The sequence below is a fragment of the Pseudomonas sp. PA-7-1E genome (genome assembly GCF_021605325.1).
Taxonomy (GTDB): Bacteria; Pseudomonadota; Gammaproteobacteria; order Pseudomonadales; family Pseudomonadaceae; genus Aquipseudomonas; species Aquipseudomonas fluorescens_BV.
The window spans coordinates 17,058-40,637 of the sequence record NZ_WKFA01000030.1 but is presented as its reverse complement, the minus strand read 5'-3'; the positions used below and the strand labels follow the sequence as shown (position 1 = coordinate 40,637).

At 59.9% G+C, this 23,580-nt stretch carries 22 protein-coding genes and 1 pseudogene; 12 read left to right on the top strand and 11 right to left on the bottom strand.

Annotated features, from left to right (window positions below):
* Positions 1-175: 175 nt before the first annotated feature.
* The 4 genes from GIW79_RS18725 to GIW79_RS18710 all read left to right on the top strand — a co-directional run bounded on the left by GIW79_RS18725 (position 176) and on the right by GIW79_RS18710 (position 6,705).
* Positions 176-1,081: a cation diffusion facilitator family transporter gene (locus tag GIW79_RS18725; protein ID WP_057977424.1), complete on the top strand. Its 906-nt coding sequence runs from the start codon at positions 176-178 to the stop codon at positions 1,079-1,081.
* Between the two features lie 109 nt (positions 1,082-1,190).
* Positions 1,191-2,417 carry a TolC family protein gene (locus tag GIW79_RS18720; protein ID WP_054897169.1) on the top strand — a complete coding sequence of 409 codons (1,227 nt, stop codon included), beginning with the start codon at positions 1,191-1,193 and terminating at the stop codon, positions 2,415-2,417.
* 19 nt (positions 2,418-2,436) lie between these two features.
* On the top strand, positions 2,437-3,543 hold the full coding sequence (locus GIW79_RS18715; protein WP_236453647.1) for an efflux RND transporter periplasmic adaptor subunit: 1,107 nt from the start codon (positions 2,437-2,439) through the stop codon (positions 3,541-3,543).
* 18 nt (positions 3,544-3,561) lie between these two features.
* A complete protein-coding gene (locus GIW79_RS18710; protein ID WP_236453643.1) occupies positions 3,562-6,705 on the top strand; it encodes a CusA/CzcA family heavy metal efflux RND transporter in 3,144 nt (1,047 codons plus the stop codon).
* 143 nt (positions 6,706-6,848) lie between these two features.
* Here GIW79_RS18710 and GIW79_RS18705 read toward each other — a convergent pair whose 3' ends face one another.
* From GIW79_RS18705 to GIW79_RS18695, 3 genes are all read right to left on the bottom strand, one after another.
* Positions 6,849-8,240 (bottom strand): heavy metal sensor histidine kinase, encoded by a 1,392-nt coding sequence (locus tag GIW79_RS18705; protein ID WP_054897166.1) that lies wholly within the window; start codon positions 8,238-8,240, stop codon positions 6,849-6,851.
* Entirely contained in the window at positions 8,237-8,911 is a 675-nt protein-coding gene (locus tag GIW79_RS18700) for a heavy metal response regulator transcription factor (protein WP_060764123.1), read from the bottom strand. The genes GIW79_RS18705 and GIW79_RS18700 overlap by 4 nt, the downstream gene beginning before the upstream one ends.
* 337 nt (positions 8,912-9,248) lie before the next feature.
* On the bottom strand, positions 9,249-10,568 hold the full coding sequence (locus GIW79_RS18695) for an OprD family porin (protein ID WP_054921782.1): 1,320 nt from the start codon (positions 10,566-10,568) through the stop codon (positions 9,249-9,251).
* Between the two features lie 226 nt (positions 10,569-10,794).
* Between GIW79_RS18695 and GIW79_RS18690 the strand changes: the two genes are divergently transcribed.
* From GIW79_RS18690 to GIW79_RS18680, 4 genes and pseudogenes are all read left to right on the top strand, one after another.
* The gene (locus tag GIW79_RS18690) at positions 10,795-11,127 is read left to right on the top strand and encodes a DUF2790 domain-containing protein (protein ID WP_014716799.1); all 333 of its coding nucleotides are present in this window, start codon (positions 10,795-10,797) and stop codon (positions 11,125-11,127) included.
* 96 nt (positions 11,128-11,223) lie between these two features.
* Positions 11,224-12,000, top strand: a pseudogene (locus tag GIW79_RS29855) (PAS domain-containing protein); the annotation flags it as partial.
* A gap of 108 nt (positions 12,001-12,108) precedes the next feature.
* Complete coding sequence (locus GIW79_RS29850) at positions 12,109-12,540, top strand: methyl-accepting chemotaxis protein (protein ID WP_370712620.1); 432 nt, start codon at positions 12,109-12,111, stop codon at positions 12,538-12,540.
* Between the two features lie 60 nt (positions 12,541-12,600).
* Positions 12,601-13,176, top strand: a complete 576-nt coding sequence (locus tag GIW79_RS18680; RefSeq protein WP_034128112.1) for a flavin reductase family protein — start codon at positions 12,601-12,603, stop codon at positions 13,174-13,176.
* Positions 13,177-13,315: 139 nt separating this feature from the next.
* Here the strand turns inward: GIW79_RS18680 and GIW79_RS18675 are convergent, their stop codons facing one another.
* A complete protein-coding gene (locus tag GIW79_RS18675; RefSeq protein ID WP_236453640.1) occupies positions 13,316-14,125 on the bottom strand; it encodes an AraC family transcriptional regulator in 810 nt (269 codons plus the stop codon).
* Positions 14,126-14,287: 162 nt separating this feature from the next.
* Between GIW79_RS18675 and ddlA the strand changes: the two genes are divergently transcribed.
* On the top strand, positions 14,288-15,385 hold the full coding sequence (gene ddlA / locus GIW79_RS18670) for a D-alanine--D-alanine ligase (protein WP_054897164.1): 1,098 nt from the start codon (positions 14,288-14,290) through the stop codon (positions 15,383-15,385).
* A 22-nt stretch (positions 15,386-15,407) separates the two neighbouring features.
* Here ddlA and GIW79_RS18665 read toward each other — a convergent pair whose 3' ends face one another.
* The 6 genes from GIW79_RS18665 to cadR form a co-directional block, all read right to left on the bottom strand.
* The gene (locus GIW79_RS18665; RefSeq protein ID WP_019817027.1) at positions 15,408-15,722 is read right to left on the bottom strand and encodes a helix-turn-helix domain-containing protein; all 315 of its coding nucleotides are present in this window, start codon (positions 15,720-15,722) and stop codon (positions 15,408-15,410) included.
* On the bottom strand, positions 15,709-15,951 hold the full coding sequence (locus tag GIW79_RS18660) for a hypothetical protein (protein ID WP_197986766.1): 243 nt from the start codon (positions 15,949-15,951) through the stop codon (positions 15,709-15,711). The genes GIW79_RS18665 and GIW79_RS18660 overlap by 14 nt, the downstream gene beginning before the upstream one ends.
* A gap of 271 nt (positions 15,952-16,222) precedes the next feature.
* Positions 16,223-18,052: a gamma-glutamyltransferase gene (ggt, locus tag GIW79_RS18655; RefSeq protein ID WP_236453637.1), complete on the bottom strand. Its 1,830-nt coding sequence runs from the start codon at positions 18,050-18,052 to the stop codon at positions 16,223-16,225.
* A gap of 38 nt (positions 18,053-18,090) precedes the next feature.
* Entirely contained in the window at positions 18,091-18,870 is a 780-nt protein-coding gene (locus GIW79_RS18650) for a PhzF family phenazine biosynthesis protein (protein ID WP_054897161.1), read from the bottom strand.
* Positions 18,871-19,566: 696 nt separating this feature from the next.
* Entirely contained in the window at positions 19,567-19,752 is a 186-nt protein-coding gene (locus GIW79_RS18645) for an adenylyl-sulfate kinase (protein WP_232243906.1), read from the bottom strand.
* A 122-nt stretch (positions 19,753-19,874) separates the two neighbouring features.
* Positions 19,875-20,282, bottom strand: coding sequence for a Cd(II)/Pb(II)-responsive transcriptional regulator (gene cadR / locus GIW79_RS18640; protein WP_009403731.1), 408 nt, complete (start codon positions 20,280-20,282; stop codon positions 19,875-19,877).
* Positions 20,283-20,377: 95 nt separating this feature from the next.
* On the opposite strand from cadR, the gene GIW79_RS18635 reads away from it, so the two are divergent.
* The 3 genes from GIW79_RS18635 to GIW79_RS18625 are packed head-to-tail and all read left to right on the top strand — an operon-like array spanning position 20,378 to position 23,101.
* Positions 20,378-21,274 carry a cation transporter gene (locus tag GIW79_RS18635; protein WP_004364974.1) on the top strand — a complete coding sequence of 299 codons (897 nt, stop codon included), beginning with the start codon at positions 20,378-20,380 and terminating at the stop codon, positions 21,272-21,274.
* Positions 21,275-21,277: 3 nt separating this feature from the next.
* Positions 21,278-21,790, top strand: coding sequence for a signal peptidase II (gene lspA / locus GIW79_RS18630; protein ID WP_003821921.1), 513 nt, complete (start codon positions 21,278-21,280; stop codon positions 21,788-21,790).
* 21 nt (positions 21,791-21,811) lie between these two features.
* On the top strand, positions 21,812-23,101 hold the full coding sequence (locus GIW79_RS18625; RefSeq protein ID WP_004574636.1) for an ISL3-like element ISPpu12 family transposase: 1,290 nt from the start codon (positions 21,812-21,814) through the stop codon (positions 23,099-23,101).
* Here GIW79_RS18625 and GIW79_RS18620 read toward each other — a convergent pair.
* Positions 23,070-23,579 (bottom strand): adenylyl-sulfate kinase, encoded by a 510-nt coding sequence (locus GIW79_RS18620; RefSeq protein ID WP_232243903.1) that lies wholly within the window; start codon positions 23,577-23,579, stop codon positions 23,070-23,072. The two genes, GIW79_RS18625 and GIW79_RS18620, sit on opposite strands and share 32 nt — an antisense overlap.
* Between the last annotated feature and the right edge of the window lies 1 nt (position 23,580).

Sequence of the window (23,580 nt, the reverse complement as noted above, 5' to 3'; positions counted from 1 at the left end):
TTGTTTCGGCCCGAAAAGCATACCTGATACATCTTCCCCAACGCGTGCATGAACGATTTTGGTGCGCCCGAAGCTAACGACCCTCTGGCGCTCAGATGACAATTTTGCAAACCATGCCAGTGGATCTGGCCTATAGCTCTATGATCCGCCCCATCCCAACCCACGAGGACATTTCATGAGCGCAGGACACAGCCACGCCCAAGTACGCGCCGGCCACGAACGCAAGTTATGGATCGCCCTGGGGCTGACCGGCAGCTTCATGCTGGCCGAAGTCATCGGCGCTTTTATCACCGGCAGCCTCGCGCTGTTGTCGGACGCGGCGCACATGATGACCGACGCCCTGGCCCTGGCGATTTCCCTGGTGGCGATCCAAGTCGCCAAGCGCCCGGCAGATCGCAAGCGCACCTTCGGTTATGCGCGGTTCGAGATCCTGGCGGCCGCCTTCAATGCATTACTGCTGTTCGCCGTGGCGTTCTACATCTTGTACGAGGCTTACCAGCGGCTGCAGGCGCCCGCCGAAATCCAGTCCACCGGCATGCTGGTGATTGCGCTGCTGGGGCTGGTGGTCAACCTGATCTCCATGCGCCTGCTCAGCGCTGCCAGTGGCGAGAGCCTTAACGTCAAGGGCGCCTACCTGGAAGTCTGGAGCGACATGCTGGGCTCCGTCGGCGTGATCATTGCCGCGCTGGTGATCATGTTCACTGGCTGGGGTTGGGTTGACTCCGTGGTCGCGGCCGCCATCGGCTTTTGGGTATTGCCGCGCACCTGGACGTTGCTTAAGGCGAGCATGAACATCCTGCTGCAAGGTGTGCCGGAGGGTGTGGACATCGAGCAGGTGGAGCAGGCCATCCGCAGCGTGCCGGGGGTCAGGGACGTGCACGACCTGCATATCTGGGCCCTCACCAGTGGCAAGAACGTGCTGAGTACGCATCTGGTCGCGGATGCGTCCCAGGGCACTGAGCAACAGATCCTCAGCCGAGTGACGGAGTTACTGCACGAACAGTTCGATATTTCCCACGCCACGATCCAGGTCGAGGGCGAGGGTTTTCAACATGACGATCACGACGAAGTGCATGCCTGAGCCTGGCTAACGGATTTGTAATCTTTCGCCCACGGCCCTGATAAGTACCGAAAGCTACATTGCCCCCGCTGGGAAACCTCAGCGACTTCATGGGCGTGGAACTCTCGTTATGGCAATTTTCGTTAGAACACTGTTGGGGGCGGCGGCACTGGTAGTGTGGATATCCGCAAACGCCGCCCAGGCACAACCCCTCACCCTCGATGCAGCCTTGCAAACCGCCTTCGCCAACAACCCGGACCTGGCGGCCGCACAATGGGAAATCGACATCGCCCAAGGCGGCCGGCAACAGGCCGGCCTGATCCCCAACCCGGTGGCCTCCTGGGACGCCGAAGACACCCGCCGCAACAGCCGCACCACCAGCATCAAACTCAGCCAGACCCTTGAACTGGGCGGCAAGCGCGGTGCACGCATCGAGGTGGCCACCCGCGCCCAGGATGCCGCCGCGCTGACCCTGGAGCAGCGTCGCAACCAGTTGCGTGCCGAGGTCATCGACAGCTACTACGGCGCCCTGCGCGCCCAGGAACGCCTTGACCTGGCGCAACGCTCCATGACGCTTGCCGAGCGCGGCCTGGTGGTCGCCAATGGGCGCGTCACCGCTGGCAAGTCGTCGCCGGTGGAAGCCACTCGCGCCCAGGTGCAGGTGTCGCAAATCCGTCTGGAATTGAACCGCGCACAGATTGGCCTCACTGACGCCTACCGTCGCCTCGCCACCAGTACCGGCAGCGCCGCCACCGACTTCCAGGCCGTCGCCACGCCAAGCACCTCGGTACCGGCGTTACCCGCCGCCGCGCCATTGCTGGCACGCCTTGAGCAAACTGCCGAATTGCGCCTGGCCGAACTCAGCATTGTGCAGAACGAAGCCAGCGTGGGCCTGGAAAAAGCCCAGCGCATTCCTGACCTGGACGTGTCGATCGGCAGCCAATACGACGCCAGTGTGCGCGAACGGGTGAACCTGGTGGGCGTGTCGATGCCGATCCCGCTGTTCAACCGCAACCAGGGCAACATTCTCGCGGCCACCCGACGCGCCGACCAGGCCCGCGACCTGCGCAACGCCGCCGAGCTGCGCCTGCGCACCGAAACCCGCCAGGCCCTGGACCTATGGCAAACGGCAAATACCGAAGTGCGCGCGTTCAACCAGCAGATCCTGCCCGCCGCACAAAGTGCGGTAGACAGCGCCACCCGTGGCTTCGAGATGGGCAAGTTCAACTTCCTCGACGTGCTCGACGCCCAGCGCACCTTGATCGCGGCCCGCACCCAATACCTTGCGGCCACCGCCCAGGCCACCGAGGCCTGGGTACGCATCGAACGCATTTACGGCGACCTCGCCCGCTTTTGATTTTTCCTGGAGTCTCCTGATGAACAAAAAACATGGCATGGCGCTCGCCGTCGCCCTGGGCCTGATGCTTTCCGGCTTCGCCCACGCCGAGGAAGAAGAAGGCAAGCTCGAACTCACCGAGCAGCAGATTCAAGCCGCCGGCATCCAGTTGGCCCAGGCGCAACCGCGTGCCATCAGCACCGTGCTGACGCTGCCGGGCGAAGTGCGTTTTGATGAAGACCGTACCTCCCATATCGTGCCCCGTGCGGCAGGCGTGGTGGAGGCGGTGAAGGTCAACCTGGGCCAGTCGGTGAAGAAGGGTGAGCTGTTGGCGGTGATCGCCAGCCAGCAGATTTCCGACCAGCGCAGCGAATTGGCGGCCAGTGAGCGCCGGGTCGAACTGGCGCGTACCACCTTCCAGCGCGAGCGTCAGTTGTGGCAGGACAAAATCTCTGCCGAACAGGATTACCTGCTGGCGCGGCAAACCCTGCAAGAAACCGAAATCGCCCTGAACAATGCGCGGCAAAAAATGACTGCGCTCAGCGGCAGCGCCGTATTGGCCGGCGGCAATCGTTATGAACTGCGTGCGCCCTTCGCCGGTGTGGTGGTGGAAAAACACCTGGGGGTGGGCGAGGTGGTCAGTGAAACCAGTAATGCCTTTACCCTCTCGGATCTGTCCCAGGTGTGGGTCACCTTCGGCGTATTTCCCAAGGACTTGAACAAGGTTCGCGTGGGCAAACCGGTGAAAGTCAGCTCGACGGAAATGGGCACCGAAGTGCTGGGCACCGTGGCCTATGTGGGCAACTTGCTCGGTGAGCAGACGCGCACCGCCACCGTGCGCGTGACGGTCCCCAACCCTGACGACGCCTGGCGCCCGGGCTTGTTCGTCGCCGTGCAAGTGGCCACCGATACCTACCAGGCCAAGGTCACCGTGCCGCAAACCGCTGTCCAGACCGTCGAGGACAAACCCTCGGTGTTTGTGCGTACCGCGGACGGCTTTATCACCCGTCATCTTGAACTGGGCGTCAGTGAAAACGGCTACGTCGAAGTGCGCAAAGGCCTGGAGGCCGGCGCGCAGGTGGCGACGGCTGGCAGCTTCATCCTCAAGTCCGAACTGGGCAAAGGCTCGGCCGAACACGCCCATTGATCCTGCGAGTGATTCCCCATGTTTGAGCGCCTTATCCAATTCGCCATCGAGCAGCGCATCATCGTGTTGCTGGCGGTGCTGTTGATGGCCGGTGTCGGCATCGCCAGCTATCAGAAACTGCCCATCGACGCAGTGCCTGACATCACCAACGTACAGGTGCAGATCAACTCGGCGGCGGCCGGTTTTTCGCCGCTGGAAACCGAGCAGCGCGTCACCTTTCCCATCGAAACCGCCATGGCCGGCCTGCCGGGCCTGCAGCAGACGCGTTCGCTGTCGCGTTCCGGTTTGTCCCAGGTCACGGTGATTTTCAAGGACGGCACCGACCTGTTCTTCGCCCGCCAATTGGTCAACGAACGGCTGCAAGTGGCCCGTGAGCAATTGCCTGACGGCATCGAAACCGCGATGGGGCCGATTTCCACTGGCCTTGGGGAAATTTTCCTGTGGACCGTCGAAGCCGAGGACGGTGTGCGCAAAGATGACGGCACGCCCTACACACCCACCGACCTGCGGGTGATCCAGGACTGGATCATCAAACCGCAACTGCGCAACGTGCCAGGCGTGGCCGAGATCAATACCATCGGCGGCTTCGCCAAGGAATATCAGATTGCGCCAGACCCCAAGCGCCTGGCCGCTTACAACCTGACCCTCAACGATCTGGTCACGGCGCTGGAGCGCAACAACGCCAACGTCGGCGCCGGCTATATCGAGCGCAGCGGCGAACAGTTGTTGATCCGCGCGCCGGGCCAGGTGGCGTCTATCGACGACATCGCCAACATTGTCATCACCACCTCGGACGGCACACCGATCCGCGTGCGCAATGTGGCCCAGGTCGACATTGGTCGTGAGCTGCGTACCGGCGCCGCCACCGAAAATGGCCGTGAGGTGGTGCTGGGCACGGTGTTCATGTTGATCGGCGAGAACAGCCGCAGCGTGTCCCAGGCGGTGGCGAAAAAGCTTGAGGAGATCAACCGCTCGCTGCCCGAAGGCGTGGTGGCGGTCACTGTTTACGACCGCACCAACCTGGTGGAAAAAGCCATCGCCACGGTGAAGAAAAACCTCTTCGAAGGTGCGTTGCTGGTGGTGGCGGTGTTGTTTCTGTTCCTGGGTAATATCCGTGCAGCGCTGATCACTGCGATGGTGATTCCGCTGGCGATGCTGTTCACCTTCACCGGCATGTTCACCAACAAAGTCAGCGCCAACCTGATGAGCCTGGGCGCGCTGGACTTCGGCATTATCGTTGACGGTGCGGTGGTGATCGTCGAGAACGCCATCCGCCGTCTGGCCCACGCACAGCAGCGCCACGGCCGGTTGCTGACCCGCAGTGAACGCCTGCACGAAGTGTTCGCCGCGGCCAAGGAGGCACGACGCGCGCTGATCTTCGGGCAGTTGATCATCATGGTGGTGTACCTGCCGATCTTCGCTCTCACGGGCGTGGCCGGGAAGATGTTCCACCCCATGGCATTCACCGTGGTGATTGCCTTGCTCGGCGCGATGATTCTGTCGGTGACCTTCGTACCGGCGGCGATTGCGTTGTTCGTCACCGGCAAGGTCAAGGAAGAAGAAAACTTCGTCATGCGCAGTGCGCGTCGGGTGTATGGCCCGGTGCTCAACTGGGTGATGGTGCGTCGGCCCCTGGTGTTCGGCCTGGCCGCACTGACCATCGTCGTGTCGGGGTTGGTCGCCAGCCGCATGGGCAGTGAATTTATCCCCAGCCTCAGCGAAGGTGACTTTGCCCAACAGGCGCTGCGTGTGCCTGGCACCAGCCTGACCCAATCAGTGCAGATGCAGCAGCAACTGGAAAAAACCTTACTGGCCCAAGTGCCGGAAATCGAGCGGGTGTTTGCGCGCACCGGTACGGCGGAAATCGCCTCCGACCCGATGCCGCCGAATATTTCCGACAGCTACGTGATGCTCAAACCCAAGGACCAATGGCCGAACCCGAAGAAGTCCCGCGAGGCAATCATCGCCGATATCCAACGGGCCAGCGCGATTGTGCCGGGCAGCGTGTATGAGCTCTCGCAGCCGATCCAGTTGCGCTTCAACGAGCTGATTTCCGGAGTGCGCAGCGATGTGGCGGTGAAGGTGTTCGGCGATGATATGGCGGTGCTCAACCAGACTGCCGGGGAAATCGCCGAGACCTTGCAGAAGCTCAACGGCGCCTCGGAAGTGAAGGTGGAACAGACCTCCGGCCTGCCGGTGCTGACCATCAATATCGACCGCGACAAGGCCGCTCGCTTCGGCCTGAATGTGGGTGATGTGCAGGACACCATCGCCGTCGCTGTCGGTGGGCGCCAGGCCGGTACGCTGTACGAGGGTGATCGGCGTTTTGACATGGTGGTGCGCTTGTCCGACACGTTGCGCACCGATATCGACGGCTTGTCACGGCTGTTGATCCCGGTGCCGGCGCTGGCGAGTAGTACCTCGGGGCAGTTGGGCTTTATCGCCTTGTCCCAGGTTGCCAGCCTCGACCTGGTGCTGGGCCCCAACCAGATCAGCCGCGAGAACGGCAAGCGCCTGGTGATCGTCAGCGCCAACGTGCGCGGGCGCGATATCGGCTCGTTTGTCGAGGAGGCCGAAGCCGCCATCACTACCCAGGTGAAAGTCCCTGCCGGTTACTGGACCACCTGGGGCGGCCAGTTCGAACAGTTGAAGGAGGCTTCCGAACGCTTGCGCATCGTGGTGCCGGTAGCGTTGCTGTTGGTGTTCGGGTTGCTGTTCATGATGTTCAACAACCTCAAGGACGGCCTGCTGGTGTTTACCGGCATCCCCTTCGCGCTTACCGGCGGGATCATGGCCTTGTGGCTGCGCGATATTCCTCTGTCGATTTCAGCGGGTGTGGGCTTTATCGCCTTGTCGGGCGTGGCGGTGCTTAATGGCCTGGTGATGATCGCGTTCATCCGAAACCTGCGCGAGGAAGGCCGCTCGTTATCGGTGGCGATCCACGAAGGCGCGTTGACCCGCTTGCGCCCGGTACTGATGACCGCGCTGGTGGCGTCCCTCGGGTTTATCCCCATGGCACTCGCCACCGGCACCGGCGCCGAAGTGCAGCGTCCATTGGCGACGGTGGTGATTGGCGGGATTATTTCTTCGACTTTGCTGACCTTGCTGGTGCTGCCGGCGTTGTACCAATGGGCTCATCGCCGCGATGAAGAGACCGCCTGACAACCGTGAAAACGCCGCAATGTGCGGGCTTACCCTCTGTCGGAGCGAGCTTGCTCGCGAAAAACCCACAGGCGCCGCGTTTATTCAGGAAACACGCGTTATCGTTGACGTTTTTCGCGAGCAAGCTCGCTCCTACATTGGGCCTAGGCTGGCTTTGAAGGAAACACCAGGCTGAACCGCGTAAAACGCCCAAGCTGGCTGGTGACATGCGCATGGCCCTGATGCAAATGCATGATCGACTTCACAATGGCCAACCCCAACCCGGTGCCGCCCTCGGCGCGGGTACGACTGCTATCGGCGCGGTAGAAACGTTCGAACAGGTGCGGCAGGTGGTGCGCTTCAATGCCTCGCCCCGGGTTGCCCACCGACAGCGATACGCTCTGCTCGTAGGTCTCCACCAACAGCAACACGGTAGAGGCCTCGGGTGTGTGGCGAATGGCATTGGAGAGCAAGTTGGAAATCGCCCGCTGGATCATCAGTCGGTCGCCGGTCACCCAGGCATCGCCGCGCAGGCTCAGGGTGACGCCTTTATCTTCGGCGCTCAGGGCAAACAACTCCATTACCCGCTGGGCTTCCTGCGCCAGGGACACCTCGGTGAATGAGGCCCGCGCCGCCGGATGGCTGACCTGCGCCAGAAACAGCATGTCGCTGACAATTCGCGCCAGGCGTTCGAGTTCTTCGGTGTTGGATTCCAGCACCGCCTTGTATTCCTGCGGCGGGCGCTGGCGCGACAGGGTCAACTGGGCCTTGCCCATCAGGTTGGTCAAGGGGGCGCGCAGTTCGTGGGCCAGGTCATCGGAGAATTGCGAGAGTTGCTGCACACCGGCATCCAGGCGGTCGAGCATCACGTTGATGCCGTGGGCGAGTTCACCCAGTTCGTGGGGCAGGTTGTCCACAGACAAGCGATGGGTGAGGTCCTGGGTGGTGACTTTCGCCGCCACCTGGCTGAACTGCTTCAACGGCGCCAGGCCCCGTTGAACCAGCCACCAGGCGCCCATGCCAATCAGTATCAGCAGTAGCGGCAGCGCAATCAGCGTGGCGCGCAGGTAGGCACTGAGCAATGCCTGGTCGTCCATGCGGTCCAGGGACAGCAGCACCCGCACACGTTCACCGTTGGCCAGGCGCATCAAGCTGGAGGCACTGAGTACCTGGTTGCCGTAGCTGTCGACCCAATTGAGGTAGCCCAGGGTTTCCCGTGGCTTGAAGTCGGTGAGCAGTGGTTCCTGGGGCTTGCTGCCGACGTTCAGCAGCACGCTGTTATCGGGCGCGGTGCCGACGATGGTCAGGTGGAAATTGTCGTGGCCGATCACCAGGTCCATCAGCGAGTGCGGGCGGGCGCGGATGGCATGGGCGTCCAGGCCCAGGGCCAGGCTGTGCTGGATCTGTTCCATCTTGCTTTCCAGGTTTTTTCGCGCGAGTTTTTCCAGCTCATGGGTGAGGGCCAAGTAGGCCAGGGTCGCCAGCAGCAACACCAGGCCCGCGCCCATCAGGCTGACCGTCAGGCCCAGGCGCATCGACAGGCTGCCGGTCTTCATGGGCGCGCTTCCAGCACGTAGCCTACGCCGCGAATAGTGTGGATCAGCTTGACCTCGCTCTGGTCATCCACCTTGGCGCGCAGGCGGCTGATGGAGACTTCGACCACGTTGGTGTCGCAGTCGAAATTCATGTCCCAGACCAAGGAAATAATCTGTGTGCGGGTCAGCACTTCGCCGGCCTGGCGCATGAGCACTTGCAACAGCGCGAACTCCTTGGTGGTCAGGTCGATGCGCCGGGTGCCGCGATAAGCGCGGTGGCGGCGCGGGTCCAGTTCCAGGTCCGAGACGCGGAACACTTCCGGCTGTGGAATGTGCTCGCTGCGACGCATCAAGGTGCGCACGCGGGCCAGCAGTTCGGGAAACTCGAACGGCTTGACCAGATAATCGTCGGCGCCCATGTCCAGGCCCTTGATCTTGTCAGCCAGCCGGCCACGGGCGGTGAGCATCATCACGCGCTGGGTGCCGTTGCGGCGCAATTGTTCCAGTACTTGCCAGCCATCCTTGCCCGGCAGGTTCACGTCCAGAATCACCAGTTCATAGGCGTGTTGCCCGGCCAGGTGCAGGCCGTCGATACCATTGGCGGCGCAGTCGACCACGTAGCCACTTTCGTTCAAGCCCTGTTGCAGGTAGTCGGCGGTTTTCTGCTCGTCTTCAACCACAAGAATACGCATGGGGGTTACCTCTTGAATTAGGGGGAGAGAAGGCGCCCATGTCCCTATGGCGGCGGTTTCGGAAGTGGGAAAAGTCTGAAGGCTAAAGTAGCTTTAGGGTCAACTGCGACCGTCGGTCGCATGTGTCGCAGGCAAAAAAAACGCCCCAAGCGGGGCGTTAAAAATTCATCTCTTTCCAAAGGAGCTACACAAAAGCTTCAGAGATGAATGTGCTCGGGTGAATAAGTTGAAGCGAGTATAGAAAGTTCCACTTAACGAGAAGCTGAGGCCAATATTACAATTTTGATAACTGGCTATTTGTGAACAGATGTTAGTTAATCGCGAGCGAATGTAAGGGCTACAGCACGACCAATGGGTATTCGGCAATCAGACGAACTTCTTCCAGGTCTGATTCAAACGCACTGGAGCGCACGGTGGCCTGGCGCAAGCGCAGGGACAAATCCTTCAAACGCCCACTTTGCACCACGTATTTGGCCTCGATATCCCGTTCCCAGCGGCGTTGATCGGTCAAGGGGTTACCCGCTGCATCGCGGCGCATATACACGGCATTGGCGTTGCTATAGTCGGCGCCGGTGCCTTTGCCGTAGCGGGTCATGAACGACAGGCCGGGAATGCCGAACGCTTGCATGTCCAGGTCGTAGCGCACCATCCATGAGCGCTCCTTGGGCGCGTTGAAGTCGCTGTACTGGATCGAGTTATTGAGGAAGATCGAGTCTGATTGGCGCAGGTAGTCGAAGTCATCGTCGCCGTTGTTACGCTGGTGCGACACGGCCACGCTGTGGGCACCGACCTTGACCCCGAGCCTGGCGCTCCAGATGTTGTTGTCGAACTCGCCGAGCCGTTTCTGGCCTTCGTCCACGGCCTTGTAGTAGTTGAAGTCGCCGAACAATGACACGTCGTCGGTCAATGCGTAATTGGCATTGCTGCCGAAGTAGTACTGATCCCAGGCGTCCTTCAAGCGGCTGCTGTACAGGCTAAAGCCCAGATGGCTGTTGAGCTGGTAGTCACCGCCGAAATAGGCGATCCAGGGCGAGTCGACCTTTCCCGCATAGAAGGTGGCGAAGCCTTTGTTCATGCCGCTTTCACTGGGCTGGCTCATGCCGCTCAGGCGCCCGCCTTGCAGGCTCAAGCCTTCCAGGCTGGTGTTTTGCAGGGTGACGCCGCGAAAGCTCTCGGGCAACAGGCGAGAGTCGCCGTAGGCCACCACCGGCGTGAGTGGGAACACGTCGCCGGCCTTGATCACGGTGTCCAGCACGCGCAGTTTCGCCGCGCCGCCGATTTTGCTGTAGCTGTTTTCCGGCTGGTTGTCGCTGTTCACCGGCAGCACGCCGAACGAGCCTTTGCCGCCGCTGCGGCCGCTGCCCGAGTCAAGTGTGAGGCCGTACATGGCGAATGCGTCCAGGCCAAAACCCACGGTGCCCTGGGTAAAACCGGATTCGAATTTGCCAATAAAGCCCTGGGCCCAGGCTTCGGAGTAACCATTGCCAGTGGGGCTGGACTGGCCTTTGCGGTCATCGCGGTTGAAGTAGAAGTTGCGTGCCAGCACGTTGATGCGGCTGCCCTCTATAAAACCCTCGGGCTTGTCCTCCACTGCCATGGCGGCCATGGGCAGTGCAGCCATCAGTGAAAAGGGAAGGGTGTAATGACGAATGCTCATGATGCGCTCCTCGGTGATGGCAGTTATCGGCTTCTTATAGAGGCGGGCGTTTTTATTGATCTGGCCCTGGCTGATAGTTGCAAATGGCGGATAACAACTGCATGGCTTGCACATTACAATTCTGGAAACTAACGACCATCTAACAAATAAGTAATGTTCTGGTGAACCTGCCGTCAGGGTGGGTTGGTTAATCTCGACACTGAACTTTTCAGTCGAGGAAACCGCGATGAACTTTTATAAAGCAGGTTTGGCTGTATTAACGGCTGTGTTGTCATTTGGCGCACTGGCCGAAGGGGGTGGGGACCGCACCTTTGCCCTGATGATGGAGCGCAATGAGAAAGCCATGGCCGCGTACGCCATCAAAAAAGGCAAGCCGGTGCCTGAGGTCCAGGCGTACCGCTATGGCATGGACCTGGACATTGCCAAGGTCGTCAACGTGACGCCGCCGATCCGCTCGTGCAACGCCGTACCGTCGCGCATGACCTACGAAGACTCCAGCGGCAAGCTCAATACCCTGGAATATCAGGTCATGGGCGTATGCCGTAACAATGGCGGTTGAAAATATAGTTCGGCCCAGGGCTCAAGCGCTCTTCAGAAAACCCCGGCAGCGCCGATGCAAGTGAGTACACCTACCTCACTTGCCTAACGGTGCCCCATGTTCAATACCCGCCTGAAGCAGGAGCTGACCGCTCTGCGCGAAGAATTGTCGAGCTTGCTCCAGGTGAAAGAGAGCCTGGAAAGCGAAATGCTCTGCCTGACACTGGACCCTGAAGGCCGTGTGGAGTGGGCCAATGCCAACTTCCTGCAGGAACTGGCTTATTCGCTGGGCGAGATTGTCGGGCGTGCTATCGAAGACCTGGTGCCGGCACATGTGCGCCAGGACGAGTTCCAACTGCGCTTCAAGCACGCGCTGGCCCGCGGCGAACACTTTGCCGGCGCCGTACGCCTGATGCGCGGCAATGGCAAGGAAGCCTGGTTGCGCTCAATCGTGCAGCCGGTGCGCAGTTCAGAGGGGCGCATCAAGCAGTTTTCGATTTTTTCCAGCGACCTTACCCGCACCATCGAGAGCTCGCGTGAACATGAAAACCTGATCACTGCACTGATGCGTTCCACCGCGTTGATCGAGTTCGACCTGGAGGGGCATGTACTCACCGCCAATGACCGCTTCCTCGGCGCCATGGGATACAGCCTGGCGCAGATCGAAGGCAAGCATCACCGTATGTTCTGTGAGCCACAGGAATACAACAGTGCCGAATACCAACAGTTCTGGAAGCGCCTGAACGCCGGTGAGTTCGTCGCCGCGCGCTTCAAACGTGTGGACAGCCACGGCCGCCTGGTGTGGTTGGAGGCCACCTACAACCCGGTGCTGGACGCCAATGAGCGGCTGTACAAAGTGGTCAAGTTCGCCACGGTCATTACCGACCAGGTCAACCGCGAGCAGGCAGTGGCCGAGGCCGCCAATATTGCCTACAGCACCTCTTTGCAAACCGACGACAGCGCCCAGCGCGGCACCACCGTGGTCACCCAGGCCGTGGACGTTATGCGCGACCTGGCCCAGCACATGCAACAGGCCGGTGAAGGCATCGAGGCGTTGAATGCCCAGTCCCAAGTGATCGGCAGCATCGTCAAGACCATCAGCGGCATTGCCGAGCAAACCAACCTGCTGGCGCTCAACGCCGCCATCGAAGCGGCGCGTGCCGGTGAGCAGGGGCGTGGCTTTGCGGTGGTGGCCGATGAAGTACGGCAATTGGCGTCACGTACCAGCAAAGCCACCGAGGAAATTGTTGGTGTGGTGCGCCAGAACCAGGACATGGCCCGCGACGCGGTGGCCTTGATGGCCGACGGTCGTGCGCAAGCCGAGCAGGGCCTGGCCCTGGCGGCGGAGGCGGGTACCGTGATCGTCGAAATTCAGGACGGTGCGCAAAAAGTAGTGAGTGCGGTCGGGCAGTTTGCCAATCAGCTGTCGAGCTGACCTGTCGGGCTTGTGCTTGAGGTATCGTAGGTCTTTTCTCGCTTGCAGAGCTGATCGACCATGAGCCCTACGTTCCGTCGCCCCGTCCCATTGTCCAAGGCTTACCGTTTGCTCAACCACGGGCCGACCGTGTTGGTGAGTGCAGCCCACAACGGCCAGCGCAATATCATGGCTGCTGCCTGGGCCATGCCGTTGGATTTCGAACCACCGAAAGTCGCGGTGGTGCTCGACAAGGCCACCTGGACCCGCCAGCTACTTGAAGGCGCCGGCACCTTCGTACTGCAAGTGCCTTGTGCCGCACAGGCTGATCTGGTGCAAACGGTGGGCAATACCCGCGGTGCTGAAACCGACAAATTCGCAGCCTACGGCCTGCACACTTTCAGCGGTGAGCACACCGAGGCGCCGATGCTGGAAGGCTGCGTGGCTTGGCTGGAATGCCGCCTGCTGCCCGAGCCGCATAATCAGCAGGCCTATGACCTGTTCCTGGGCGAAGTGGTCGCGGCCTATGCTGATGAGCGGGTATTCAGCGAGGGCCGCTGGCATTTTGAAGGGCATGATGAACTGCGCACGTTGCACCATGTGGCGGGCGGGAATTTCCTGGCCATTGGCCAACCGATTGTCGGGCGCCAGCTCTGACAGAGGCGCAAAGCCACGAAGATCAACTGTGGGAGCTGGCTTGCCTGCGATGGCATCACCTCGGTGTATCTGATGTACCGAGGTGTCTGCATCGCAGGCAAGCCAGCTCCCACAGTTTGAACGTATTCCAACCCAGTACTCAGCGTCCGAGCATTTTCACCCAACGCGATGGCGGCATGCCGTAGGTGCTGCGAAATTGGCGGGTCATGTGGCTTTGGTCGGTGAAGCCTGCGGTCATCGCCGCATCCACCAACGATTGGCCCTGGGCCAACAAGTGGCGCACCAGGTCCAGTCGGCGCATGGTCAGGTAGCGGTAGGGGCTGGTGCCGAATAACAAACGAAAATCCCGCGATAACGCCCACCGGTCGCGGCCGGCGTGGTCGGCAATTTCATCCAGGGTGATGCTGCGGCCCAGGGCGCTGTGGATGAATTCACGGGCGCGTCCGGCCGCAAAGTAGTCGAAGGATTTACGGCGGATGATGGCCCCGGACGCAGCGCTCAGCGCGTGGGCCAGGTTGAACAGGGCATCTTGCTCTTGCATCGGGTCAATCGGGCAATCCAGGCTTTGCAGCAACACTTCGCTGGCGCGGTGCAGCCGTGGGTCGGTGGACAAGCCGCCGGGGATAAACGGCAACGGCTGCCCACCGAGGATCTGCTGGATCAGCGCCGGCTCCACATAGATCATCCGGTACTTGAAGCCTTCATCGCTGCCGGCACGGCCGTCATGGGTCTCATCGGGGTGGATCACCATGGTGGTGCCGGGCAGGCTGTGGGTCGTGCCGCCGCGATAATGAAAACTCTGTACGCCGAACAACGTGCGCCCTATGGCGTACGTGTCATGGCGATGAGGGTCGAAGGCGAAGCCGGCAAAGTACGCCTCGATACGGTCAAGGCCACTGGCGTGGGGTGCGCGGTGCAGCCAGTCGAGGGAGTGGATGGGATTGCCCATGGTGACTTGTCACAAAAGGAAGTGGAAACACGTTAACTGAGTCTGCACCGGTTGTCTGCTGGGGTCTTGTACGATTGTGCAGGTGTGGGGCAATGCACATCGGGTAGCGAATCGCTAACCACCCATGGTAAGAAGCCTTACTTTCAACAGTGAGGCCGGGTCATGAGCAAGGTGCGGGTAGGGATTATTTTTGGTGGCCGTTCGGCTGAGCATGAGGTCTCGCTGCAATCGGCGCGCAACATTATCGATGCCCTTGATCGCTCACGCTTCGAGCCGGTTTTGATCGGTATCGACAAGGCCGGTCACTGGCACCTTAATGACACCTCGAACTTCCTGCTCAACCAGGAAAACCCGGCACTCATCGCCCTCAACCAATCCAACCGTGAATTGGCCGTGGTGCCCGGCAAGGCCAGCCAGCAAGTGGTGGAAACCTCCGGCCAGGGCTTGCTGGAACACATCGATGTGATCTTCCCGATTGTCCACGGCACCCTCGGTGAAGACGGTTGCCTGCAAGGCTTGCTGCGCATGGCGGACTTGCCCTTCGTCGGTTCCGACGTGCTCGGCTCGGCGGTGTGCATGGACAAAGACATCAGCAAGCGCTTGCTGCGCGACGCGGGTATTGCGGTCACGCCGTTCATCACCCTTACGCGAGCTAATGCGGCGCGCACCTCATTTGAAACGGCCGCTGGCAAGCTCGGTGTGCCGATGTTCGTCAAGCCCGCCAACCAGGGTTCGTCGGTGGGGGTAAGCAAAGTCGGCAGCGAAGCCGAGTACCGCGCTGCCGTTGAACTGGCGTTGGGGTTTGATGAGAAGGTGCTGGTGGAGTCCGCCGTCCAGGGCCGTGAGATCGAATGCGCCGTGCTGGGCAATGACGAGCCCATCGCCAGTGGTTGTGGCGAGATCGTGGTGAGCAGTGGTTTCTATTCCTACGACAGCAAATACATCGATGGCCAGGCCGCCCAGGTGGTGGTGCCGGCGGCGATCAGTCATGACGCCAGCGAGCGGATCCGCAGCCTGGCCATTGAGGCGTTTGAAGTGTTGGGCTGCGCCGGGTTGGCGCGGGTGGATGTGTTCCTGACGCAGGACGGCGAAGTGCTGATCAACGAGATCAACTCACTGCCCGGTTTTACCCGCATCAGCATGTACCCCAAGCTGTGGCAGGCGGCAGGCATGAGCTACAGCGAGCTGGTGAGCCGGTTGATCGAGCTGGCGCTGGAGCGGCATGCGGGGCGCAAGGGCTTGAAGATCAACCGCCAGTGATTGGCCCGAAGCAGTAACGCGATCAGGCGTTACTGAGTACTTCGCGAAAAACGTCCGGCCTTATGGCCGCAATATGCAGTAGCGAACGTGCTGCTCCGGAAGGTGCGCGACGCCCTTGCTCCCATTCTTGAAGGGTTCTTACTGACACGCCCAGAAGCTCGGCAAATTTGGGTTGTGAGAGCCCTGTCTTGCTTCTTGCTTCGGCAGCCTGAGTGACCTCAACGTGCTGCACGGCACCGTAACGTCCCGCTTTGACATCCTGAATGGCTGTGAGTAGTTCTTCGCCTATATTGCGTTTGGCGTCACGTTCCTTCAGTTCTTTATCAGTGAGTGGCATGGTTCATTTCCTTTGCGATTTTGTACAGGATATGTGCCGGAATATTCTCCGTGGCGCTCTTGCCATAAATCAGTAGCGCGACGACTGCTCCGCACTCCAGTTGTGTGGTGTAGATGACCCGCACTGATCCACTTTTACCCCGGCCCTCCATGCTCCAGCGTATCTTTCGGCAACCTCCCGAGCGCGGGATGACATTTCCAGCATCAGGATGGCTGGCGAGAAACGCCATGAAGATACCTTTTTCATCTTCAGTCCAATAGTCAGGCCATTGCCTGCTGAATAGAGGGGATTCTATGAGAGTGAGCACGCGAAATTCTACGTCTTTGACGTAGCCTCTGGCAAGAAAGGGCGGGCCAGAAAATCGCAGGTGAGAAGGGGCTGCTCAAGAAGGTTTCTATCGCAAAAAATGACATGGCACTTTGAGTTCTGGCGCTCTGCGTAGGATTTAAGGCGTAAGGTTGCAGGTCTTTTTTATAAGCCTGTACGAATAGATCAACACCTTAATCACCCAACGCCTCACCTTCACGCCGAGGGTCAGCACCGCCACTGAGCGTCACCTTGCCCTGGGCATCCCGCGTGCGCACGATGGCCTGCACGCCGCTGGTCATCTCGATCTCGCTCAGGGCGTGGCCCTTGTCCTTGAGCGCCTGTTTCAGCGCCGGGCTGAACAGCCCAGTTTCCAACTCGGTAGCACCATTGCGACTGCCAAAGTTGGGCAGGCTGATGGCCGCCTGCGGGTCGAGCTTCCAGTCGAGCATGGCCACCAGGGATTTACTCACGTACTCGATGATCTGCGAGCCGCCGGGGGAGCCGACGGTAGCCAGCAGTTCGCCCGTGTTGCGGTCGAACACCAGGGTCGGCGCCATGGCCGAGCGTGGGCGTTTGCCCGGTTGTACGCGGTTGGCTACAGGCTGGCCGTTTTCTGCGGGGATGAACGAGAAGTCGGTCATCTGGTTGTTGAGCAAAAAGCCCTGGACCATCACGTGAGAGCCGAATGCCGCTTCAACCGTGGTGGTCATCGACACGGCGCCGCCCTGGTCGTCCACCGCCACTACCTGTGAGGTGGAGATGCGCAGCGGCGAGCGGTCTGGTGCGTACGCCACCTGAATACCGGCGGGTTGGCCGGGCTTGGCGATGCCCATGCTGCGCTCGCCGATCAGCGTGGCGCGTTGTGCCAGGTAACCTGGCGCGACGAGGCCGGCGACCGGGACGGGGGTGAAGTCTGCATCGGCCACGTACAGCGCGCGGTCGGCAAAGGCCAGGCGCCCGGCTTCGGCGAGCAGGTGCACGGCCTCGGGTGTCGGCTCAAGCCCGGCCGGCGAAACACTCTTGACCGGTGTCATGGGGGCGATGGCCAGGCGTGGGTCGCGGGTTTCCAGCGCCTGCAATGTCCCCAGGATCTGCGCCACGGCAATCCCGCCCGAGGACGGCGGTGGCATGCCGCAGACCTTCCATTGTTTGTAGTCGGTGCACAGCGGTGCGCGCTGCTTGGCGGTGTAGCCCTTGAGGTCGGCCTGGGACAGGCTGCCGGCATTGCGATGGCCCTGTACCTTGCGTGCGATTTCATCGGCAATCGGGCCTTGGTATAGCGCATCCGGCCCTTCCTTGGCGATGCGCTTGAACACCGCGGCCAGTGCCGGGTTTTTCAATCGTGTACCGGTGGCTTTTGGCGAGCCGTCGGCATTCAGGAAGTACGCCGCCATGTCGGGTGATTGCGCGATAAAGCGGTCAGCGGCGATCAAGCTGTGCAAGCGTGGGGAAATGGCAAAGCCTTGCTCCGACAGACGAATTGCCGGCTCGAACAGCTTGGCCCATTGCAGGTGGCCGCTCTTTTTGTGCGCCATCTCCAGGGCGCGCAGTACGCCCGGCGTACCCACCGAGCGCCCGCCAATCTGCGCATCCGTGAACGCCATCGGCGTACCGTCGGCCTTCAGGAACAGACGCTCTGTCGCCCCGGCCGGTGCTGTTTCACGGCCGTCATAAGCCTGCACCTGTTGTCCATCCCACAGCATGATGAATGCACCGCCGCCGATGCCGGACGATTGCGGTTCCACCAGAGTCAATACCGCTTGCATGGCAATCGCCGCATCAATGGCTGAGCCGCCTTGACGCAGCATTTCACGCCCGGCTTCAGCGGCCAGTGGGTTGGCGGCGGCGGCCATATGGCGCTCGGCGTGGCGGGTGCTCAGGTCGGTGCGATAGCCCGAACCCAGCTCTGGCGCCGCAGGCTGTTCGTTGACGGGCGTGTGGCAGGCTGCGAGGGCCAGGGTTGCGGCGATGACTGTCAGGCTGCGGCGGGAAATCAAAAACACGCGCTGAACTCCGTTCATGTTGAGAAGGTGCTGTGGTCCTTGGGCTACTGCGTTTTTTACAGGTAAATTGTGCCTTGCATGTACAGCACGGCCTTGCCGGAAATAATCACCCGGTCACCCTGGAGTTCACAGCGCAACTGGCCCTTACGCTGGCCGCCTTGTTCGGCGCTCAATTGCGACTTGCCCAGGCGCTCGGCCCAGAACGGTGCCAGCGAGGTGTGCGCCGAGCCGGTAACCGGGTCTTCATTGACGCCCACATTCGGGCCGAACCAGCGCGAGACAAAATCAAACCGCGTGCTCTTGGCGGTCACCGCAATGCCGCGTTTAGGCAGGCCCTTGAGTCGCGCAAAGTCCGGTGCCAGGGCCGCTACCTGCGCTTCATCCTCCACCAGCACAATATAGTCGTCGGTGCCAAACACCTCGGCGGTTTCAAGCCCCAGGGCACTCAACATGCCGTGGGGCGGCTCGCAGCGTTCGGGTTTCTTTGCCGGAAAATCCATCGCCAGCTCATCGCCGTTGCGCGTTACCCGCAACTCGCCGCTACGGGTGGCAAAGCGAAGAACCTGCGGGGCGTCCGCCAATTTGTGGATCAATACCCACGCGGCTGCCAACGTGGCATGGCCGCACAGGTCCACCTCAACTTCCGGCGTGAGCCAGCGCAACTCATAGAACTCGCCACGGGGTACAAAGAACGCGGTTTCCGAAAGATTATTCTCGGCCGCGATCTGCTGCAGTTGCTCGTCGGGCAGCCACTCGGTGAGCGGGCACACTGCTGCCGGGTTGCCGCCGAAGGGATGGTGGCTGAAAGCGTCGACTTGGTAGATGTCCAGTTGCATCGGGGGCACTCCGTGTTCAGGGGAGGCTGGACACTAACAGTGGGGTAGGGGGGCGTCAAAATACAGTTAGGGAGTTTTTTGCGCGCATAAAAAAACGGCCTACCTTTCGGTAAGCCGTTTTTAGTACTTGGTGGCTACACAGTCATTTGAACCAAATTCATAACCTACTGTATTTATTATTATTTTTAGCTGTTAAGTCAGGTTGGCATACATATAGGCATACATGCCGCCGGGATCTCAACGAATGCACCTCTCATACCTGATCTTGGCATAATGTCGTGCGTCTCGACAAAACGACGGACCTCGGACTGATCTACCAAAACATGGCGTCCATTGCCTCCGAGTGGCATTACTAGCCAAATAGGCTGGAAAAACTGGATTTGCGGGTGATGTTGGATTAGATGGTTAGCCGCTAATCGTTATTTTGATGTGAGCCCCTGAACATAGGAATGCGGAGCCTTCCTATGTTCAGGGGCTTGGTCTGAAAGTCTTAATGACTTTGGTGTTGGCGACAGTCGTCAAACAAGCTATCTCCGCAGATGGGATGTCGTTTGCGGCTTCGGCGCTAACCAGTTAGTGCTAAGCGTATTGGTACGAGCTTCCGATGCTTGGTTTTATTGGACGCCGCCACACCGTTGAAACCGGCCTGGACGACAACAAGTGTTTCGTAGTGCTTGCCTGTTGCTGATGTAACGGTTACCCCCATACCCGCTGGCGTTTGAGGAAACTCTCGATGGTGTGTGCGGCCTGCTCGATTGAGGAGGTTGTGCTGTCAATGACAATTTCGGGGGCCTCCGGGCGTTCATAGGGCGAGTCAATGCCGGTGAAATTCTTGATCAGGCCTTTGCGTGCCTTGGCGTAGAGGCCCTTGGGGTCGCGCAGCTCCAGGACATGCAGAGGCGCATCGATAAATATTTGGGTAAGCGGATTAAATGGTTGATCTTACCTTTGCATGAGAGTGAGACAGACCGGCATCTCATCGGATTATCTGGTTGATGCTTCACCTACTGCTGGTGCATGTTTCCTTCGCTAATTCCAGCAAGAACCCCACACGCCTCAACTTCCCGGTCATCGTTGCAACTCGCTCTCAGTGAAACGAGTTGTTTCTCAAGCGCTTGCAGAGCGGTTATCTGCGACCGCACATGAGAGATGTGATCATCGAGCAAGGCGTTGACGGCGGTACAAGGCTGATGAGGGTCGTCCTCATAGCTCTGTAGTTCGTGAATCTCAGCCAGTGACAGGCCCAGGATTCTGCAGCGACGGATGAAGGCCAGCCCCTCACCATGCTTCTCGGTATAGACACGGTAACCGTTGTCCTGCCGATCAGGCGGCGGCAACAAGCCCTGCTGTTCATAGAAGCGGATCGTCTGTGTTTCGACCCCTACCAACTGCGCCAACTGACCAATGCGCATCAGCCTCCTCCCCAACGGATTCTTTACTCTATTGACCTTATAGTAGCTTTATAGTTTTAAATGGTACCACAACATTGTTCAAGTGGAGTCGTATCATGAGCAAATCCTGTGGTGGCGCCTGTGGCGGTGATGCAACGTCCGCAGCGGATACCGATATACAGGCCTCCTCCGAGGCGCCAGGGAGATGGGTCAGTGTTTATGCCGTGCCGAAGATGGACTGTCCATCAGAAGAACGAATGATTCGCCTAGCCCTGAACGGCTTTGAGGAAATTCGGGCGCTGTCCTTCGACTTGTCGAACCGCCGGCTGAAGGTCGTGCATGACGGCGAGGTCGAGCCCGTCACCTCGAAACTGAAGACCTTGGGGCTAGGCGCCTCGCTTCAGGAAACCGTCGCTGCAAATCCGGAGACCATCAAGGCCGCCGAGTTTTCGGCAGCTTCTGCTAAGCAAGAATCCGGGACCCTGCGCTGGTTGCTCGGCATCAATGCACTTCTGTTCGTGGTGGAAATGACTGCCGGTCTGATCGCCCGGTCCACCGGCCTGATTGGAGAATCCCTGGACAATTTTGCCGATGCGGCGGTGTACGGGCTTGCCCTTTATGCGGTTGGACATAGCGTGAAAATGCAGGTACGTGCCGCGCATCTTGCTGGTGTACTGCAACTGATCTTGGCTGTGGGCGTGCTCGTAGAGGTGGTGAGACGCTTTGTATTCGGTAGTGAGCCTGAATCGCTGGTGATGATGGCTATCGCATTCGTCGCATTGATTGCCAATACCAGTTGTCTGCTGCTCATATCCAAACATCGGGAAGGCGGGGCGCACATGAAGGCAAGCTGGATATTCTCGGCCAACGACGTGGTGATCAACCTGGGGGTCATCACCGCCGGCGCCCTGGTCGCGTGGACCGGTTCCAATTATCCGGATCTGATTATCGGCACCATCGCGGGGGGCATTGTACTTAACGGTGCCAGACGCATTTTGGCGTTGAAGGGTTAAATAATGCTCATTATTGGCAAAAAGCTCTCGCCGTATGCCCTATTGTCCATATCGGGCCTGCTGGCAGCGTCTGATCAGGCTGTAAAGTGGCTGGTGCAGCAATCAATGGCCTATGGCGAGTATGTTTCGGTGACCCCGTTCTTTAACTGGGTGCACCTATGGAACACCGGTGCCGCATTCAGTCTTTTTGCGAATGGTGGAGGCTGGCAGCGCTACTTTTTTATCGGAATCGCGGTAGTGGTCTCGATTTTTCTGATCAAGCTGATCCTTGAAAATCGTCATAAAGGAGAAGCCATCGCTTACAGTCTTATCCTCGGTGGCGCCATGGGCAACCTGATTGACCGGGTCTTTCGCGGCTATGTTGTGGATTCCTTTGATTTCTATTGGCGAGACTGGCATTGGCCGGCCTTCAACCTGGCTGATATTGCAATTGTCCTCGGTGCCTTACTTTTCGTTTCCAGCAGCTTGTTGGGTAAAAAAGCAAACACCAATGCCGAGTCGGATGGATCTGACTGACACCTACGCCTATACAACACCATGACCGAACTTCCCGACAACATCCTTCACCTGCCGCAATACCAAGTACTGGGCTGCAAATCAACCGACGACGAAATGCACTTCCAGGTGGACGTGCCCGATCCCATCGCCTGCGAGGAATGCGGCGTGCAGGGTGAGTTCGTACGGTTCGGCAAGCGTGACGTTCCCTATCGTGATCTGCCCATCCACGGCAAGCGGGTCACTCTCTGGGTGGTCCGCCGCCGATACACCTGCCGGGCCTGCAAGACAACATTCAGGCCCCAGCTACCGGAGATGGTGGACGGATTCCGTATGACACTGCGGCTGCATGAGTACGTGGAGAAGGAATCCTTCAACCACCCCTACACCTTTGTGGCGGCACAGACCGGCCTGGACGAGAAGACGGTGCGCGACATCTTCAACGCCCGCGCCGAGTTCCTGGGGCGCTGGCACCGCTTCGAGACGCCCCGCATCCTGGGCATTGACGAGCTATACCTGAACAAGCGCTACCGCTGCATTCTGACCAACATTGAGGAGCGAACCCTGCTCGACCTGCTGGCCACCCGCCGCCAGGACGTGGTGACCAACTACCTGATGAAGCTGAAAGACCGGCAGAAGGTCGAGATCGTCAGCATGGACATGTGGAACCCCTACCGGGCAGCGGTCAAGGCTGTGCTGCCCCAGGCCCGTATCGTGGTCGATAAGTTCCATGTGGTGCGCATGGCCAACGATGCCCTAGAGAGAGTGCGCAAGGGCCTCAGAAAGGAGCTGAAACCGTCCCAGAGCCGGACTCTCAAGGGAGACCGGAAAATCCTGCTGAAACGCGCTCACGAAGTCTCAGACCGGGAGCGCCTCATCATGGAGACCTGGACAGGCGCGTTCCCGCAACTGCTGGCCGCCTACGAGCACAAGGAGCGCTTCTACGGCATCTGGGACGCCACCACACGGCTCCAGGCAGAAGCCGCCCTGGACGAGTGGATAGCCACCATCCCGAAGGGCCAAAAGGAAGTCTGGAGCGATCTGGTCAGGGCAGTGGGAAACTGGCGCGAAGAGACCATGACCTACTTCGAGACGGACATGCCCGTCACCAACGCTTACACGGAGTCCATCAACCGACTGGCCAAGGACAAGAACCGTGAAGGGCGCGGTTACTCCTTCGAGGTGATGCGGGCACGAATGCTCTACACCACGAAGCACAAGAAGAAGGCACCGACTGCGAAGGTCTCTCCTTTCTACAAGAAAACCATCGGTTACGGACTGCCGGACTTCGCAGAGGAACTCAACTACGGAGTCGATCTATCAACCATCTGAGGGTGGTATCAGATTGATGGGGTGAAGGTGCCCCATCAACCATTAAATCCGTATACCCAAATATTTCAATAAAGTCGCCGGGGACGAACAGCGCCCTGGCCATGCGGCGTTCCTGTTCGAAGGGCGAGATCAGGCAGACCAGGGTGATGACCCCAGCATCTACCATCAGCCTGCCGACCTCGGCCGTGCGCCGAATGTTTTCCTTGCGGTCGTTATCGGCAAAGCCCAGGTCGGCGGTTAAGCCCTGGCGTAGCCGGTCGCCGTCAAGCAGGCAGGTGTGCAGCCGCTTACCGTGCAGGCCGGCCTGCACGCGGTTGGCAATGCACGACTTGCCGGCCCCCGACATACCGGTGAACCACAAGAGCAATGAGCGATGCCCTTTGAGGGTGGACTGGGCCTGGCGTTCGATCTCAAACGGGTGGGGCACCAGGTCCGGGGTACGCAGGGGATGTGACGGTAGTACCAGTGACGGGGGCATG